The organism is Streptomyces sp. NPDC058045 (assembly GCF_042885635.1).
Lineage (GTDB): Bacteria > Actinomycetota > Actinomycetes > Streptomycetales > Streptomycetaceae > Streptomyces.
Genome location: NZ_JBHVRR010000013.1, coordinates 117177 through 133971 on the forward strand (window position 1 = coordinate 117177; position 16795 = coordinate 133971).

The 16795-nt window shown below is 70.9% G+C and carries 15 protein-coding genes; 10 read left to right on the forward strand and 5 right to left on the reverse strand.

Annotation, left to right across the window (positions count from 1 at the left end):
* Positions 1–25: 25 nt before the first annotated feature.
* On the forward strand, positions 26–1129 hold the full coding sequence (locus tag ACFVST_RS11440; RefSeq protein WP_390149237.1) for a winged helix DNA-binding domain-containing protein: 1104 nt from the start codon (positions 26–28) through the stop codon (positions 1127–1129).
* On the opposite strand, the gene ACFVST_RS11445 is transcribed toward ACFVST_RS11440, so the two are convergent.
* A complete protein-coding gene (locus tag ACFVST_RS11445; RefSeq protein WP_390149270.1) occupies positions 1130–1909 on the reverse strand; it encodes a LuxR C-terminal-related transcriptional regulator in 780 nt (259 codons plus the stop codon).
* A gap of 156 nt (positions 1910–2065) precedes the next feature.
* On the opposite strand from ACFVST_RS11445, the gene ACFVST_RS11450 reads away from it, so the two are divergent.
* Positions 2066–3754 carry an AMP-binding protein gene (locus ACFVST_RS11450; protein ID WP_390149239.1) on the forward strand — a complete coding sequence of 563 codons (1689 nt, stop codon included), beginning with the start codon at positions 2066–2068 and terminating at the stop codon, positions 3752–3754.
* Positions 3751–5379, forward strand: coding sequence for an AMP-binding protein (locus ACFVST_RS11455; protein WP_390149241.1), 1629 nt, complete (start codon positions 3751–3753; stop codon positions 5377–5379). The genes ACFVST_RS11450 and ACFVST_RS11455 overlap by 4 nt, the downstream gene beginning before the upstream one ends.
* A gap of 88 nt (positions 5380–5467) precedes the next feature.
* Here ACFVST_RS11455 and gcl read toward each other — a convergent pair whose 3' ends face one another.
* The 4 genes from gcl to ACFVST_RS11475 form a co-directional block, all read right to left on the reverse strand.
* A complete protein-coding gene (gcl, locus tag ACFVST_RS11460; RefSeq protein WP_390149243.1) occupies positions 5468–7255 on the reverse strand; it encodes a glyoxylate carboligase in 1788 nt (595 codons plus the stop codon).
* Positions 7256–7806: 551 nt separating this feature from the next.
* Positions 7807–9264, reverse strand: a complete 1458-nt coding sequence (locus ACFVST_RS11465) for a catalase (RefSeq protein ID WP_390149245.1) — start codon at positions 9262–9264, stop codon at positions 7807–7809.
* A 220-nt stretch (positions 9265–9484) separates the two neighbouring features.
* Positions 9485–10378, reverse strand: a complete 894-nt coding sequence (locus ACFVST_RS11470; protein WP_390149247.1) for a 2-hydroxy-3-oxopropionate reductase — start codon at positions 10376–10378, stop codon at positions 9485–9487.
* Positions 10379–10455: 77 nt separating this feature from the next.
* Positions 10456–11295 (reverse strand): TIM barrel protein, encoded by an 840-nt coding sequence (locus tag ACFVST_RS11475; RefSeq protein ID WP_390149249.1) that lies wholly within the window; start codon positions 11293–11295, stop codon positions 10456–10458.
* 124 nt (positions 11296–11419) lie between these two features.
* Between ACFVST_RS11475 and ACFVST_RS11480 the strand changes: the two genes are divergently transcribed.
* From ACFVST_RS11480 to ACFVST_RS11510, 7 genes are all read left to right on the forward strand, one after another.
* Complete coding sequence (locus ACFVST_RS11480; protein WP_390149251.1) at positions 11420–11671, forward strand: hypothetical protein; 252 nt, start codon at positions 11420–11422, stop codon at positions 11669–11671.
* Positions 11668–12075: a helix-turn-helix domain-containing protein gene (locus ACFVST_RS11485; protein ID WP_390149253.1), complete on the forward strand. Its 408-nt coding sequence runs from the start codon at positions 11668–11670 to the stop codon at positions 12073–12075. Before ACFVST_RS11480 ends, ACFVST_RS11485 begins: the two co-directional genes overlap by 4 nt.
* Positions 12076–12253: 178 nt before the next feature.
* Positions 12254–12775 (forward strand): 2-oxo-4-hydroxy-4-carboxy-5-ureidoimidazoline decarboxylase, encoded by a 522-nt coding sequence (gene uraD, locus ACFVST_RS11490; protein WP_390149255.1) that lies wholly within the window; start codon positions 12254–12256, stop codon positions 12773–12775.
* The gene (gene uraH, locus ACFVST_RS11495) at positions 12772–13158 is read left to right on the forward strand and encodes a hydroxyisourate hydrolase (protein WP_390149257.1); all 387 of its coding nucleotides are present in this window, start codon (positions 12772–12774) and stop codon (positions 13156–13158) included. Before uraD ends, uraH begins: the two co-directional genes overlap by 4 nt.
* A gap of 6 nt (positions 13159–13164) precedes the next feature.
* The gene (pucL, locus tag ACFVST_RS11500; protein ID WP_390149259.1) at positions 13165–14124 is read left to right on the forward strand and encodes a factor-independent urate hydroxylase; all 960 of its coding nucleotides are present in this window, start codon (positions 13165–13167) and stop codon (positions 14122–14124) included.
* Between the two features lie 58 nt (positions 14125–14182).
* Positions 14183–14746, forward strand: coding sequence for a solute carrier family 23 protein (locus ACFVST_RS11505; protein WP_390149261.1), 564 nt, complete (start codon positions 14183–14185; stop codon positions 14744–14746).
* A gap of 573 nt (positions 14747–15319) precedes the next feature.
* Positions 15320–16672, forward strand: coding sequence for a nucleobase:cation symporter-2 family protein (locus tag ACFVST_RS11510; RefSeq protein WP_390149272.1), 1353 nt, complete (start codon positions 15320–15322; stop codon positions 16670–16672).
* Positions 16673–16795 lie beyond the last annotated feature (123 nt).

Sequence of the window (16795 nt, forward strand, 5' to 3'; positions counted from 1 at the left end):
CCTAATGGGCCGGTAGTGTGCCGGTATGACGACCCTGGACGCCCGGGCCCTGAACCGCGCCACCCTCGCCCGCCAGCTCATGCTGCGGCGCGCCACCCTGCCCGCCGTGGACGCCGTCGCCCGCCTGGTGGGGCTCCAGGCGCAGAACGTACGGCCGCCGTATGTGGCGCTGGCGGCGCGGCTCGAAGGGTTCCGGCCCGAGGAACTGTCGGAGGCGATGGCGGACCGGCGGGTGGCGCGCCTGGTCACCATGCGCTCCACCCTGCACACCCACACCGCCGCCGACGCCCTCACGCTGCGGCCCTTCGTACGGGTCGCCCCGGAGCGTGAACTCACGCCGTTCCGGCGGGGGTTGGCCGGGGTCGACCTCAAGGAGCTGGCGGTGCGGGTGCGGGCCCTGGTGGAGGAGGAGCCGCGCGACATGGGGCAGTTGCGGGCGGCGCTCGCCTCGTACCACCCGGACGCCGACCCGCACTCCCTGGTGATGGCGGCCCGCAGTGTGCTGCCCCTGGTGCAGGTCACCCCGCGCGGGCTGTGGCGGCGGAGCGGTCAGGTCGTCCTCACGACTGCGGAACACTGGTTCGGCCGCCCCGCGGGAGAGCCGGTACGCCCCGAGGACGCGGTCCGCCGCTATCTGGCGGCCTTCGGCCCCGCCTCCGTGAAGGACATGCAGAACTGGGCGGGCGTGACCCGGCTGCGTCCCCATTTCGAGGCGCTGCGCGAGGAGTTGCTGGTCCTGCGCGACGAGCACGGCACCGAACTCTTCGACCTGCCCGAGGCGCCGCGCCCCGCCCCGGACACCGAGGCCCCGGTGCGGCTGCTGCCCGAGTACGACAACCTGCTGCTGGGGCACGCCGACCGGTCGCGGCTGGTGCCGGAGAAGTACCGGGGGTGGAACGCGGTGCGGAACGGCGCACTGCCCGCGCTGATGGTCGACGGTTTCCTCGCCGGGGTGTGGAAGCTGGCCGAGAAGCGCGGGGAGGCCGTGATCACGGTGGAGCCGTTCGGCGACCTCGACGCCGGGCAGCGGGCCGCGGTCACCGAGGAGGCGGCCCGGATGCTGTCCGTACTGGCCGAGCCGGACGCCGATCACCGGGTGGAGTTCGGGACGGTACGGCGCATGAAGTGATCACGGCAGCAGGCCCGCGCGGCGGGCCGAGACCACCGCCTCCAGCCGGGTGTGCACCCCCAACTTCCGCATCGCCGACCGCAGATACCCCTTCACCGTCTCCGGCCGCACCCCCAGCCGTTCCGCCGCCACCGCATTGGTGGCACCGGCCGCCACCCAGGCCAGCACATCGAGTTCGCGCGGCGCCAACAGGCCCTCGCCGCAGGCCCGTTCGGCCGGGGCCGCCTCCAACCTGCCGCACACCGCGAGCAGTTGGGCGCGCAGCTCCGGATCGGTCACCCGGGCCGTCAGCGCCCGCAGTTCACCGTGCGCCTCCCGGACCCGCTCCCACGCCCCGGCGCCCGGCCCCGGTGCGGCCACCGCGGACGGCAGGCCCCGTGCCTCCTCCGCCACCACCAGGGACTGCTCCACATCCCGGGCCGCGGCCACCGCCGCGTCCAGGGTGCGCTCGCCCAGCGGCTGCGCCGTCCGCAGCGCCCCGTACAGCACACCGCGGACCCGGCGGCGCACCACCACCGGCACCGCCAGCACCGAGCGCAGGCCCTCCGCGGCGACCGCCGTGTCGTACTCGTGGCTGATGGAGCGGGCGCAGCGGTAGTCGGTGACCGCGCAGGGGCGGGTCAGGGCGATGGCCTTGCCGCCGAGGCCGTTGCCGGTGGACACGGCGAGGGAGCGGAGCGCGGCGGTGGCGGTGCCGCTCAGCTCATGGATGCGCACCCGGTCCCCGGCCGCGTCCACCGGCCCGCCGAAGGCCACCGGCAGCCCCGTGGCCCGCCGCATCCCGAGCAGCGCGGACCGGATCTCCACCACCCCCGCCCCGCTCGTCGCCGCCACCGGCCCCGTCCCTCCGCCGCACACCACCCCCGTCCGGGGGTGGTGGGACCTGCATCACGCCGCCACGATGGTAGGCACAGACCCGTACCTTGGGGAGGACACATGACGGCTACCGGCGCCACGGACCAGTTCCGCGCCGCGCGGGACTTCCTGCAGAAGCACCGCGAGGACTACGAGACGGCGTACGCGGGCTTCGAGTGGCCCCGGCCGGAGTCCTTCAACTGGGCCCTCGACTGGTTCGACACGGTGGCCCGCGGCAACGACCGGACGGCCCTGCACATCGCGGAGGAGGACGGGCGGCAGACCCGGATCAGCTTCGCGGAGATGTCCGAGCGCTCCGCCCGCACCGCCAACGGACTGCGCGGCGCCGGGGTCCGCGCCGGAGACCGCATCCTGGTCATGCTCGGCAACCAGGCCGAGCTGTGGGAGACGGCGCTGGCCGCGATGAAGCTGCGTGCCGTGGTCATCCCCGCGACCCCGCTGCTGGGCCCCGCCGACCTCCGCGACCGGGTGGACCGCGGCCGGGTCCGGCAGGTGATCGTCCGCGCCGAGGACACCGCCAAGTTCGACGCGGTGCCCGGCGACTACACCCGCATCAGCGTCGGCGGCCCCGGCGAGGCGGCCACCGGCGACTGGCTGGCGTACGAGGAACTCGCCGCCGCCTCCGCCGAGTTCACCCCCGACGGGCCGACGGCCGCCGGTGATCCGCTGATGCTGTACTTCACCTCCGGCACCACCGACCGGCCCAAGCTGGTCGAGCACACCCACGCCTCGTACCCGATCGGGCATCTGGCCACCATGTACTGGATCGGGCTGCGCCCCGGCGACGTGCATCTCAACATCGCCTCCCCGGGCTGGGCCAAACACGCCTGGTCCACCCTCTTCGCACCGTGGAACGCGGAGGCCACCGTCTTCATCCACAACTACGAACGGTTCGACGCCGCCCGGCTGATGCGGGAGATGGACGAGGCGCGGGTCACCACCTTCTGCGCGCCGCCCACCGTGTGGCGAATGCTGATCCAGGCCGACCTGAGCCGCCTCGCCGCCCCGCCACGGGAGGCGGTGGCCGCGGGGGAGCCGCTGAACCCGGAGGTCATCGAGCAGGTGCGGCGCGCCTGGGGTGTCACCATCCGGGACGGCTTCGGGCAGACCGAGACCTCCGTCCAGGTGTCCAACAGCCCCGGGCAGCACCTCAAGACGGGCTCCATGGGCCGGCCGAGCCCCGGCTTCACGGTGGAGCTGCTGGACCCGGTGACCGGTGAACCGGGCGCCGCCGAGGGCGAGATCGCACTCGACCTGTCGGCGCGGCCGGTGGGTCTGATGGCCGGGTACCACGGTGATCCGGAGCGCACCGCCGAGGCCATGGCCGGCGGCTACTACCGCACCGGGGACATCGGCTCCCGCGACGCCGACGGCTACCTCACCTATGTGGGCCGTACCGACGACGTGTTCAAGGCGTCCGACTACAAGATCTCGCCGTTCGAGCTGGAGAGCGCGCTGCTGGAGCACGAGGCGGTGGCCGAGGCCGCGGTGGTGCCCGCCCCCGACGAGATGCGGCTCGCGGTGCCCAAGGCGTATGTGGTGCTGGCGGAGGGGTGGAGCGCGGACGGCGACACCGCGAAGGTGCTCTTCGAGCATTCGCGGCGGGTGCTCGCGCCGTACAAGCGGGTGCGGCGGCTGGAGTTCGCTGAGCTGCCCAAGACGGTGTCGGGCAAGATCCGCCGGATCGAGTTGCGGGAGGCCACCGCCCGCGGTTCGCGGGCCGAGTACCGCGAGGAGGACCACCGGTGACCGCCGCACCCCCCGAGGCACAGGCACTCAGCTACACCCACGGCACCTCCGCGACCCCGCTGCTCGGTGACACCATCGGCCGCAACCTGGACCGCGCGGTGGCCGCCTTCCCCGACCGGGACGCCCTGGTGGACGTGATGTCCCAACGGCGTTGGACCTACGCCGAGTTCGGGGCGGCCGTCGACGAACTGGCCCGGGGGCTGCTGGCGAAGGGGGTGCGCAAGGGGGAGCGAGTCGGCGTCTGGGCGGTGAACTGCCCGGAGTGGGTGCTGGTGCAGTACGCCACCGCACGGATCGGTGCGGTGCTGGTCAACATCAACCCGGCCTACCGCACCCACGAGGTGGAGTTCGTCCTCGGGCAGGCCGGGGTGCGGCTGCTGGTGGCGACCGAGCGGCACAAGAGCAGCGACTACCGCACCATGGTCGAGCAGGTCCGCGGCCGCTGCCCCGCACTGCGCGAGACGGTGTACATCGGGGACCCCTCCTGGGACGCCCTGGCCCGCGCCGGACAGCAGGTGACGGCCGAGCAACTCGCGGCCAGGGAAGCCGAGTTGAGCTGCGACGACCCGATCAACATCCAGTACACCTCGGGCACCACCGGCTTCCCCAAGGGCGCCACCCTCTCCCACCACAGCATCCTCAACAACGGCTACTGGGTGGGCCGCACCGTCGGCTACACCGAGCAGGACCGGGTGTGCCTGCCGGTGCCCTTCTACCACTGCTTCGGCATGGTGATGGGCAATCTCGGCGCCACCTCGCACGGCGCCTGCATCGTGATCCCGGCCCCGTCCTTCGACCCATCGGCCACCCTGCGCGCGGTCGAGAGCGAACGCTGCACCTCGCTGTACGGGGTGCCCACCATGTTCATCGCCGAGCTGAACCTGCCGGACTTCGCCGACCACGACCTGTCCACCCTGCGCACCGGCATCATGGCCGGCTCCTCGTGCCCGATCGAGGTGATGAAACGGGTGGTGGCCGAGATGCACATGGCGGAGGTGTCCATCTGCTACGGCATGACGGAGACCTCCCCGGTGTCCCTCCAGACCCGCCGCGACGACGACCTGGAGCGCCGCACCGGCACCGTCGGCCGGGTGCTGCCGCATATCGAGGTCAAGGTGGTCGACCCGGTGTCCGGGGTGACCCTGGAGCGCGGCGAGCCGGGCGAACTGTGCACCCGCGGCTACAGCGTGATGCTCGGCTACTGGGAGGAGCCGGAGAAGACCGCCGAAGTCGTGGACGCCGGACGGTGGATGCACACCGGGGACCAGGCGGTGATGGACGCGGACGGCTATGTCCGCATCGTCGGCCGCATCAAGGACATGATCATCCGCGGCGGGGAGAACATCTACCCCCGCGAGATCGAGGAGTTCCTCTACGCCCACCCGAAGATCTCCGACGTCCAGGTGGTGGGCGTACCGGACCAGAAGTACGGCGAGGAGGTGCTGGCCTGCGTCATCCCGCGGGACGCGGCCGAGGCGCCCACCCTGGAGGAGCTGCGGGACTTCTGCCGGGACCGGCTGGCGCACTACAAGATCCCCAGCAGACTGCGCATCCTCAGCGACTTCCCGATGACGGTCTCCGGGAAGGTCCGCAAGGTCGAACTCCGCGAGGGCTACGGGGAGTAGAGCCCGCCGCGGCGCACGGATGGAGCCGCCGCCCCGCGCACTCCCGGTACGCGGGGCGGCGGCGGTCGGTGGTCAGGCCTTCTTCGGCTCAGGCCTTCTTCAGCGGCTTCACCGAGGTGGGGGCGTGCCACTCCTCGGTGGCCACCTCCTCGAACTCCGTCACGTTGGAGATGTCGTTGGTGCCGCTCATGGAGATGTTGGTGATCCGCTCCAGGATCGCCTCCACCACGACCGGCACCCGGTGCTCGGCGGCCAGCTTCTTCGCCTGCTCCAGCGCGGCGCCCAGGTCCGCCGGGTCGTTCACCCGGATCGCCTTGCAGCCCAGGCCCTCGGCGACCTTCACATGGTCGACGCCGTAGACACCCAGCTCGGGGCTGTTGATGTTCTCGAACTCCAGCTTGACCTGGAAGTCCATGTCGAAGCCGCGCTGCGCCTGCCGGATCAGCCCCAGGTAGGAGTTGTTGACCAGCACATGGACGTACGGGATGCGGTGCTGGGCGCCGACGGCCAGTTCCTCCAGCATGAACTGGAAGTCGTAGTCGCCGGAGAGGGCCACCACCGGCGTCTCCGGGTCGGCCTTGGCGACACCGAGGGCGGCCGGGATGGTCCAGCCCAGCGGGCCGGCCTGGCCGCAGTTGATCCAGTGCCGCGGCTTGTAGACGTGCAGCATCTGCGCGCCGGCGATCTGGGAGAGGCCGATGGTGGAGACATAGCGGGTCTCCGGGCCGAAGGCCTTGTTCATCTCCTCGTAGACGCGCTGCGGCTTCATCGGGATGTCGTCGAAGTGGGTACGGCGCTGGAGGGTGGCGCGGCGCTCCTGCGCGGACGCGGCCCAGGCGCCGCGGTCCGGCAGCCTCCCGGCGGCCTTCAGCTCGCGCGCGACCTCGACGAACAGTTCCAGGGCGGCCTTGGCGTCGGAGGCGATGCCGTAGTCCGGGGCGAAGATCTTGCCGAGCTGGGTGGGCTCGATGTCGACGTGCACAAAGGTGCGGCCCGCGGTGTAGACGTCGAGCTTGCCGGTGTGGCGGTTGGCCCACCGGTTGCCGATGCCGAGGACGAAGTCGGACTCCAGGAAGGTGGCGTTGCCGTACCGGTGCGAGGTCTGGAGGCCCACCATGCCGGCGTTCAGCTCGTGGTCGTCGGGGAGGATGCCCCAGCCCATCAGGGTGGGCACCACCGGGGTGCCGGTCAACTCGGCGAATTCGACGAGCAGTTCTGAGGCGTCGGCGTTGATGACACCGCCGCCGGCGACCAGCAGCGGCCGCTCCGCGGCGCACAGCATGGTCACCGCCTTCTCGATCTGCGCGCGGCTCGCGACCGGCTTGTAGACCGGCAGCGGCTGGTAGGTGTCCGGGTCGAACTCGATCTCCGTCATCTGGACGTCGATCGGCAGGTCGATCAGGACGGGGCCGGGGCGGCCGGAGCGCATCAGGTGGAACGCCTGCTGGAAGACGCCGGGGACCTGCGCGGCCTCCAGGACGGTCACCGCCATCTTGGTGACCGGCTTGGCGATGGAGGCGATGTCGACGGCCTGGAAGTCCTCCTTGTGGATCACCGCGGTCGGCGCCTGGCCGGTGATGCAGAGGATTGGGATGGAGTCGCCGATGGCCGAGTACAGGCCGGTGATCATGTCGGTGCCGGCCGGGCCCGAAGTGCCGATGCAGACGCCGATGTTGCCCGGCTCGGTGCGGGTGTAGCCCTCCGCCATGTGGGAGGCGCCCTCGACGTGCCGGGCAAGGGTGTGGCCGATGCCGCCGGCGGCCTTGAGCTGGGCGTAGAAGGGGTTGATCGCCGCGCCGGGGACACCGAACGCCTCGGTCACGCCTTCGCGCTTGAGGATCTCAACTGCCGCGCGGGCAGCGGTCATACGAGCCATCGTCACTCCTGCTTCGGTGTCGGTCCGCTCCCGTCGCGCCCTTGCGGTGAGCGTGCGTTCTTCAAACCGGCTCCACCGGCCGCTTCCAGCGGATCCCTGAACGGACGCCGTACAGCTCCGTGTGTGGATTCCGTATTGTGGAAGTCGTGTTCTGCTATACGAAAAGAATGTACGGGGGTGGGCGGGCCGCGTCAAGACGCGTTCCACGGTGTGCGCAGACGTGAAAAGGGCGTGGGCGGCGGAGTGTTGCTCCGTCGCCCACGCCCTCAACTCCCGTGCGGGAGTGGCGTGCTGTCCGTCCGGCGGCGCGGCCGGCGTAGGGTTGCGCGCCGCCGGACGGGACGAGTGGACCGCGGCGGCCGTGACGGGCCGGCGCACCGGCCCCCCAGGTCGGGGACCGTCGCGGCCGGCCTTCACCACCGCACTGGCTCACGGTCTCGCCGCGGCCCGTCCTCACCGCACCGCGGACCACCCCTCATCCGGGTCCGCGGTGCGGAGTCGAAGCGCTCCGGTGCCGGTCTCCTCACCGGTCCGGGGCGCGGCCCCGCCGGTCAGTCCTCGCGCAGCGCGGCGACCGCCTCCGCCACCCGCCGGCCGTACTCGGGGTCGGCGGCGTGGAAGTGGGCCAGGTTCTGCTCGACCACGTCGTCCCGGGAGACCTGGGAGAGGCCGCCGGCGATGTTCGCCACCAGGCGGGACCTCTCGTCCTCGGACATCAGCCGGTACAGCTCGCCGGCCTGGAAGAAGTCGTCGTCCTTGGTGTGCGGCGGCGCGGCGTGGGTGCCGGTGTGGCCGCCGACCGCGAGCGGCGCGGCCAGCGGGCGGCCGGTCTCGGTGGGCCCGTGGTGGGAGTTGGGCTCGTAGTTCTTGCGGTCGCGCGGGTAGGCGTTGGTGGCCATCAGCCCGTCGCGCCCGTAGTTGTCCGCGGTGGTGGCCCGGGGGGCGTTGACCGCGAGCTGGGTGTGGTTGACGCCGAGGCGGTAGCGGTGGGCGTCCGCGTAGGCGAAGAGGCGGCCCTGGAGCATCTTGTCGGGGGAGGGGCCGATGCCGGGCACGAAGTTGTTCGGCGAGAAGGCGGCCTGCTCGACCTCGGCGAAGACGTTGTCCGGGTTGCGGTCCAGCACCAGGCGCCCCACCCGCTGGAGCGGGTAGTCCTTGTGCGGCCACACCTTGGTGACGTCGAACGGGTTGAACCGGTAGCCGGCGGCGTCGGCGGCCGGCATGACCTGGACGTGCAGTGTCCAGGACGGGTTGACGCCGCGCTCGATGGACTGCACCAGGTCGGTCTGGTGCGAGTCGGCGTCCTGGCCCGCGAGTTCGGCGGCCTGCTCGGAGGAGAGGCAGCGCACGCCCTGGTTCGTCTTGAAGTGGTACTTGACGAAGAAGGCCTCGCCCTCGGCGTTGGTCCACTGGTAGGTGTGGGAGCCGTAGCCGTTCATATGGCGGTAGGAGGCGGGGATGCCGCGGTCGCCCATCAGCCAGGTGACCTGGTGGGTGGCCTCGGGCGCGTGGGCCCAGAAGTCCCACACGTTGTCCTGCTCGGTCCTGCCGGTGAACGGGTCGCGCTTCTGGGAGTGGATGAAGTCGGGGAACTTCAGTGGGTCCTTGATGAAGAACACCGGGGTGTTGTTGCCGACCAGGTCGTAGTTGCCCTGCTCGGTGTAGAACTTCAGCGCGAAGCCGCGGGGGTCGCGGACCGCGTCCGCGGCGCCGAGGTTGCCGGCCACGGTGGAGAAGCGGGCGAAGACCTCGGTGCGCCTGCCGACGGCGGAGAGGAAGTCGGCGCGGGTGAAGCCGGTGACGTCGTCGGTCACCTCGAAGTAGCCGTACGCGCCGCTGCCGCGGGCGTGCACCACGCGCTCCGGGATGCGCTCGCGGTTGAAGCGGGCGAGCTTCTCCAGCAGGTGCTGGTCCTGGAGGAGTATCGGTCCACCGGCGCCGGCGGTGGCGGAATTCTGGTTGTCTGCGACCGGAGCGCCGGACTCCGTCGTGAGCACACGCTGCGACATGGTGACCTTCCGTGCGGAACTGCTGGAACGGTGAGCGGTGCCGTGAGCCTAGGGAGGCCCGCCAGGCACGTCAACGGTTTGTTGAAGAGGTATTTTTCAACACTTTGTTGAACGTCAGGGCAGGGGAAAGTACCGGGCCGTGGCGGCACTTGGGCGCGACAGGACAGGTGTCAGCACCACCACGGCCCGGAGCTCGGAAGACCCGGGTGGGTCGGTCGGGTCAGCCCTGCTTGCCGGAGAGCCGCTCCACCGAGCGCAGTAGCGCCGAGTGGTCCAGGCCGCCGTCACCCTGGGACCGCAGCGAGGCCACGAGCTGGGCCACCACGGCACCGACGGGCAGCGCCGCGCCGACGTTGCGGGCGGCGTCGGTGACGATGCCCATGTCCTTGTGGTGCAGGTCGATCCGGAAGCCCGGCTTGAAGTCCCGGTTCAGGAAGTTGTCCTTCTTGCGGGTCAGTACGGTCGAGCCGGCCAGGCCGCCGTTGAGGACGTCCAGCGCGGCGGCCAGGTCCACCCCGGACTTCTCCAGGAAGACCACGGCCTCGGCGCAGGCCTGGATGTTGACCGCGACGATGAGCTGGTTGGCGGCCTTCACCGTCTGGCCGGAGCCGTGCGGGCCGCACAGGACGATGGTCTTGCCGAGGGCCTCAAGGATCGGCTTGGCGGTGTCGAAGTCGGCCTGCTCGCCGCCGACCATGATGGAGAGCACCGCTTCGATCGCGCCGGCCTCGCCACCGGAGACCGGGGCGTCGAGGACGCGGACGCCCTTGTCCCCGGCGGCCTTGGCGAGGTCCACCGAGGTCTGCGGGGTGATCGAGGACATGTCGATCAGCAGGGCGCCGGAACGGGCGTTCTCCAGGATGCCGTCCGGGCCGTAGGCGATGGCCTCGACCTGCGGGGAGGCGGGGACCATGGTGACGATCACGTCGGCCTCGCGGACCGCCTCGGCGATCGAGCCGGCCGCGGTGCCGCCGGCGGCGGACAGGCGCTCCAGCTTGTCCTTCTCCAGCGTGAAGCCGGTGACCTGGTAACCGGCCTTGATCAGGTTCTCCGACATGGGCGAGCCCATGATGCCGAGGCCGATCCAGGCCACCTTGGGGAGGTTCGTGCTCATGAGGGTCTCCGTTTACTACTGCGGGGTCCGGGTGGTCCGGGCGGCGCCGGGCGCCGCCCCAGGGGGTGCCGCCGGGGTCAGCGCGCGGCGCGGGCGGCGGGCGGCAGCCAGCCGAAGGACTCGGCGCTCGGGCTGTCGCCCGGCTTGTACTCCAGGCCGACATAGCCGTCGTAGCCCGCCTTGCGGAGCTGGTCGAGCAGCTCCTCCAGGGGAAGCGAGCCGGTGCCGGGGGCGCCGCGGCCGGGGTTGTCCGCGATCTGGACGTGGGCGGTCTTCGCGGTGTACTGCTCGATGACCGCGGACAGGTCCTCGCCGTTCATGGACAGGTGGTAGAGGTCCATCAGGAAGCGCGCGTTGTCCAGACCGGTGGCCGCGTTGACCTGGTCCACGACCTCGATCGCCCGCGGGGCGCTCACGATCGGGCAGAGCGGCGACTCGGGCCTGTTGAGCGCCTCGATCAGCAGCACGGCACCGACGCGGTCGGCGGCCCGGGCGGCGAGCCCCAGGTTCTCCAGGGCGAGCGCGTCCTGCTCGGCCGGGTCCACGCCCTCGACGCGGTTGCCGTACAGGGCGTTCAGCGCCGTGCAGCCGAGGGACTCGGCGAAGTCGGCGGTGACGTCGATGTTGGCGCGGAACTTCTCGGACTCCTCGCCGGGGACGGACAGGGCGCCCCGGTCCGGCCCGGGGAGCTGCCCGGCGTAGAAGTTCAGTCCGGTGAGCTGGACACCCGCGTCCTTGATCGCGTCGCGCAGCGCGTCCAGTTCGGACTGCGGGGGGACGGGGGAGTCGACCCAGGGCCACCACAGCTCGACCGCGGTGAAGCCCGCTGCCGCGGCCGCCGCGGGGCGCTCCAGAAGCGGCAGCTCAGTGAAGAGGATCGACAGGTTCACATTGAAGCGCTGGTCGGTGAAGCCCATGCGGGTCAGGCGCTCCTTCCGTATCGCGGAAGTTAATTTCTGCTTGATGGAAGAGTGCCGGTGGGGGGTCGGGGTTGTCAAGGGGGGCTCCCGGAATCCGGAGGCCGGGCGTTAGGTTGAGGCCGTGCGATTGACAGTGGAGTTCACGACCGAGCCCTTCGACCTGGACGAGGCCCCGGCGCACGCGCTGGCCGCCCGCGAGGTCATCGAGGGCGCCGACCTGGACGCGGTGGACGTCGGCCCCTTCGGCAACACCGTCGAGGGCGAGGAGCGGGCGGTACTGGACGCAGTGGACGCGCTGCTGCGCAGGACGCTCGCCGCCGGCGCCACCCGGGTCTCCCTCCAGATCAACGTGATCGCGGAGGAGGGCCGATGACCGGGGCCGAGGAGGGGGCGTTCGTCGCGGCCGTCCGCCCGCTGGTCGACGCCATGGGCGCCACCCTGATCCCGCCGGGCGAGGCCGGGCCGGAGGATGTGGTGCTGTCCTGGGATGGGGAGCAGGTCGCCGGAGTGCGGCTGCCGCAGCTCGCCGAGTCGCTGGACCACATCCTGGCCGCGATGGAGCGGCGGCGCGGCGTGCCCCTCGCGCAGCTGGACCGCAAGGCGAAGCAGCAACTGGTCCGCACCCTGGAGGCGCGCGGCGCCTTCTCGGTACGGCACGGGGTGGAGACGGTGGCCGGGGCCCTGGGGGTCTCCCGCTTCACCGTCTACAACTACATCAACTCCCAGGAGGAGAAGCGGGCCCAGCGGAAGGCTGAGAAGTCCGAGGAAAGCGCCTGAAGCCGCCCGCCGCACCTCAGCTGTTACCCCGCGTACGCCCCCGTCCCGGAAGCCGTCACCCGTCCCGTCGGGTGGCGGCTTTTCTTTGTTCAAGTTGTTTCAACAAACTGTTGACGTAGGTGTGCTGAGGGTCTTAGCTATTCGCAGCCCGTTCAGCACCAAGCCACGGAGGATTCCCGTGACTTCCTGTTCGACGCCGGGTCTGACCCGGTTCAACTCCCTTCCCGCGGACGTCGCTCTCCGAGAACTCCACGAGATGTGCGCGTCCACCCGATGGGGGGCCGAGCTGGTCGAGGGCCGCCCCTACGGCACCGCGGAGGAACTCTTCACGGCCGCCGACACCGCCATGGCCCGGCTGACCGCCGAGGACCTCGCCGAGGCGATGGCGGGGCACCCGCCCATCGGGCGCCCCAAGCCCGGCGATCCGACCTCCTCCCGCGAACAGCGCGGGATGTCCGGCGCCTCCGACACTCTCAGGTCGGAGATGCTCGAACTCAACCTGGAGTACCAGGAGCGGTTCGGACATGTCTTCCTGATCTGCGCCACCGGCCGTACCGGTGAGCAGATGCGGGACGCGCTCAAGGAGCGGATCGGCAACCCGCCGGAACAGGAGCGGGAGATCGTGCGCACCGAACTCACCGCGATCAACCGCATCCGCCTGACCCGTCTCGCCGAGGAAGCCGAGGAAGAGAGCGCATGAGCACGGAACGCACCTCGGTGTCCACGCACATCCTGGACACCAGCATCGGACGCCCCGCCCAGGGGGTCGCCGTCTCGCTCGCCGCCCGCTCGGGCAGCGGCGCGGAGTGGGCGGCGCTCGGCGGCTCCACGACCGACGCGGACGGGCGCTGCAAGGACCTGCCGGCCCTGCCGGAGGGCACCACCCAGGTACGGCTCGACTTCGACACCGGGTCGTACCTCGCATCCAAGCCAGCCGAGGCGCAGCAGGACGCCCCCCGCGTAAGGGACAGCGGCGCGTTCTTCCCGGAGGTGGCGATCACGTTCGCCGTCGAGCCGGGCGAGCACTATCACGTACCGCTGCTGCTCAACCCGTTCGGCTACTCCGTTTACCGAGGGAGCTAGCAGACCATGACCGCCACATCCCCCTCCTCCCGCGCCGCGGCGCGCCCCGTCCTCCTGGGCCAGAACCAGTACGGCAAGGCGGAGAACCGCGTGGTGCGGATCGTGCGCGACGGCGACACCCACCACATCAAGGACCTGAACGTCTCCGTCGCCCTCTCCGGCGACATGGAGGACGTGCACTACTCCGGTTCCAACGCCAACGTGCTGACCACGGACACCACCAAGAACACGGTGTTCGCCTTCGCCAAGGAACACGGCATCGAGTCGGCCGAGCAGTTCGCCATCCACCTCGCCCGGCACTTCGTCACCTCGCAGGAGACCATCCACCGGGCGCGCATCCGGGTCGAGGAGTACACCTGGGAGCGCATCGAGGCCTCCGACGCCAACTCGAAGTTCATCGGCGCCGACGAGGTCAGGCACTCCTTCGTCCGCAAGGGCCAGGAGATCCGCACCAGCCAGGTCACCTACGACGGCGAGCAGTGGGAGGTCGTCTCCGGCCTCAAGGAACTCGTCGTGATGAACTCCACCAACTCGGAGTTCTGGGGCTACCTCAAGGACCGGTACACCACCCTCAAAGAGGCGTACGACCGGATCCTCGCCACCGAGGTCTCCTCCCGCTGGCGGTTCAACTGGACCGACGACGAGCAGAAGATGCCCAACTGGGAGAAGTCCTACCAGCAGGTCAAGAAGCACATGCTGCAGGCCTTCGCGGAGACCTACTCCCTCTCGTTGCAGCAGACGCTCTACCAGATGGGCGCGCGCATCATCAACAACCGTTCGGAGATCGACGAGGTCCGCTTCTCGCTCCCGAACAAGCACCACTTCCTGGTCGACCTCGAACCGTTCGAGCTGAAGAACGACAACGAGGTGTACTACGCCGCCGACCGCCCCTACGGGCTGATCGAGGGCACCGTCCTGCGCGAGGGCTGCGAGGCCCGCATCCCGGTCGACATGACCAACCTCTGACACGGCAGACGCGCCCCGGGCCGGGGCCCGGGGCGCGCCACACCGGAGGGAAAAGCTCATGGCAACACCACGTCCGGGACCCGCAGTCGGCCCGTGTACGACCCCATCGGAGAGCGCCCCCGGCGTGCACCCGGTGGACGAGAAGCTCCCGCCCTCGCGGCTGTTCCCCGCCGCCCTCCAGCACATCGCCGCCATGTACGCCGGAGTGGTCACACCCCCGCTCATCATCGGCCAGGCCGTCGGCCTCGACACCGCGGGCCGCACCCGGCTGATCGCCGCCGGCCTGCTCATCGCCGGCCTCGCCACCCTGCTCGGACCCCTCTTCGGCGGCTTCCCCACCAGCGCCTTCGCCCAGAACGTGCGCGTGGTCACGCTGACCCGGGTCCGCAGCCGCTATGTGGTCGCGGTGGCCGGCGCCGTCCTCCTCGTCCTCGGCGCCTTCCCGGTGCTGGGCGCGGGCATCATCCCGCTCGCCGCACCCGCCTTCTACGCCGACTTCCCCGCCTGGGCGCAGACCGTGCTCGGTTCCGGGATCAGCGCGGGAGCCCTCACCGCGGTCCTGCTCAACCTCTTCTTCCACCACCTCGGCACCCGCCCCGCCGCGGCACTCGAATCACCGTAGACCGTGTCGTCGGTGGAGGAGGGCCGGCTGCCGACGGCCGACGAGGACGCGGTGGCCCGTGCCACCCGCGGCGAGGCGCGGCGCCTCGCCGGGAACGCCGCCGGCTGACAACCGGCGCACAACCCGCAGACACGGCGGCCCGCTCGGGCCGCCCCACAGACTCCGGCCGGGGGGGACGGCCCCCGGCCGGATCCGAGCAGCCGCCGGGCTGCTCGGGAACCGCTTTCGGAACGTGGCCCAACGCCTCACGTCTCCGGGGCGGACGGCAATACCTGGGCGCAGTACCACAACTTCACAGGCCGAAATAACCGGAAAAACAGCGAAACACCCAGCAGGCAGAGCAAGCAAGTTCAGCCCCACCTCCCAGAAGCACGTGCCGCGCGACGGCACAGGAAAACGACCGGAGGAGCCGCAGTGGCCAACAAGCCCAGGTTCACCAGGCACGGCAGCACAGACAGCACCGCCAGCACCGACACCACCGACAAGGACCAGGCCCCCGAAGGGGCACCCGACACCCGGCGGGAGGGACCGGAGGGGACGCACCCCGTGGATGAGGCGCTTCCGCCGCTGAAGATGGCGACCAGCGGACTCCAGCATGTGGCCGCGATGTACGCGGGCGTCGTCGCACCCCCGCTGATCGTCGGCGCCGCGATCGGACTGTCCCCGACCGAACTCACCTTCCTCACCGGCGCCTGCCTCTTCACCGCGGGCCTCGCCACCTTCCTCCAGACCCTCGGCATCTGGAACATCGGCGCCCGGCTGCCCTTCGTCAACGGGGTGACCTTCGCCGGTGTCGCCCCCATGCTCGCCATCGTCTCCGTCACCAAGGACAAGGACGACGCGCTGCCGGTGATCTTCGGCGCGGTGATCGTGGCGGGGCTCCTCGGATTCATCGCCGCGCCCTTCTTCAGCAAGGCGGTCCGCTTCTTCCCGCCCGTCGTCACCGGCACCGTGATCACCCTCATCGGTGTCTCCCTGATGCCGGTGGCCTTCGGCTGGGCGCAGGGCCCGAACCAGAAAGCCCCTGACTACGGCTCGGGCACCAACCTCGGCCTGGCCGCGCTCACCCTGCTGGTGGTGATGCTGCTGCGCCGCTTCACCCGCGGCTTCGTCAAGCAGATCGCCGTACTGCTGGGCCTCGTCATCGGCACCGTCATCGCCATCCCGTTCGGCGTCACCGACTTCGGGCCGGTGGCCGAGGCCGACGTGGTGGGCTTCCCCACGCCGTTCCACTTCGGCGCACCGCAGTTCACCCTCGCCGCCATCGTGTCGATGTGCGTGGTGATGGTGGTGTCGATGACCGAGTCCACCGCCGACATGCTGGCCCTGGGCGAGATCGTGGAGCGGCCCGCGGACGAGAGGACCATCGCGGCCGGACTGCGCGCCGACACCCTTGGCACCGCGCTCAGCCCCGTCTTCAACGGCTTCATGTGCAGCGCCTTCGCGCAGAACATCGGCCTGGTGGCGATGACCAGGATCCGCAGCCGTTTCGTGGTGGCCGTGGGCGGTGGCTTCCTGGTGCTGATGGGCCTCTGCCCGATGGCCGCCTCGCTGATCGCCGTGGTGCCGCGGCCGGTGCTCGGCGGCGCCGGTGTGGTCCTCTTCGGCTCGGTCGCCGCCAGCGGTATCCAGACCCTGGCCCGGGCCGCTCTCGACCGGGACAACAACGTGCTGATCGTCGCGGTCTCGCTGGCCGTCGGCATCATCCCGATTGCCGAGCCCGACTTCTACCACGCCTTCCCCGAGCGGCTCCGCATCGTGCTGGACTCCGGAATCTCCACCGGCTGTGTGGTGGCCGTCCTGCTCAATCTGCTCTTCAACCACCTCGGCGCCCGGCGCCAGAAGGACGGCACGGTGGCCAACCCGATGGAGGACGGCAGCGACCTCGCCGGGACCCGCTCTCCGAACCACGCGACCGCGCACTGACCCGCGACCCGCACCCCAAGCGGCGACGCCCGTGGCCGGCCAGGGAGGCGGCGCTGTTGCGGGACCCGTCCGCCCCCACCGCCGGGGCGGGGAGGGGCGCCGGGTCCTGCCCGTGCGGCGGGG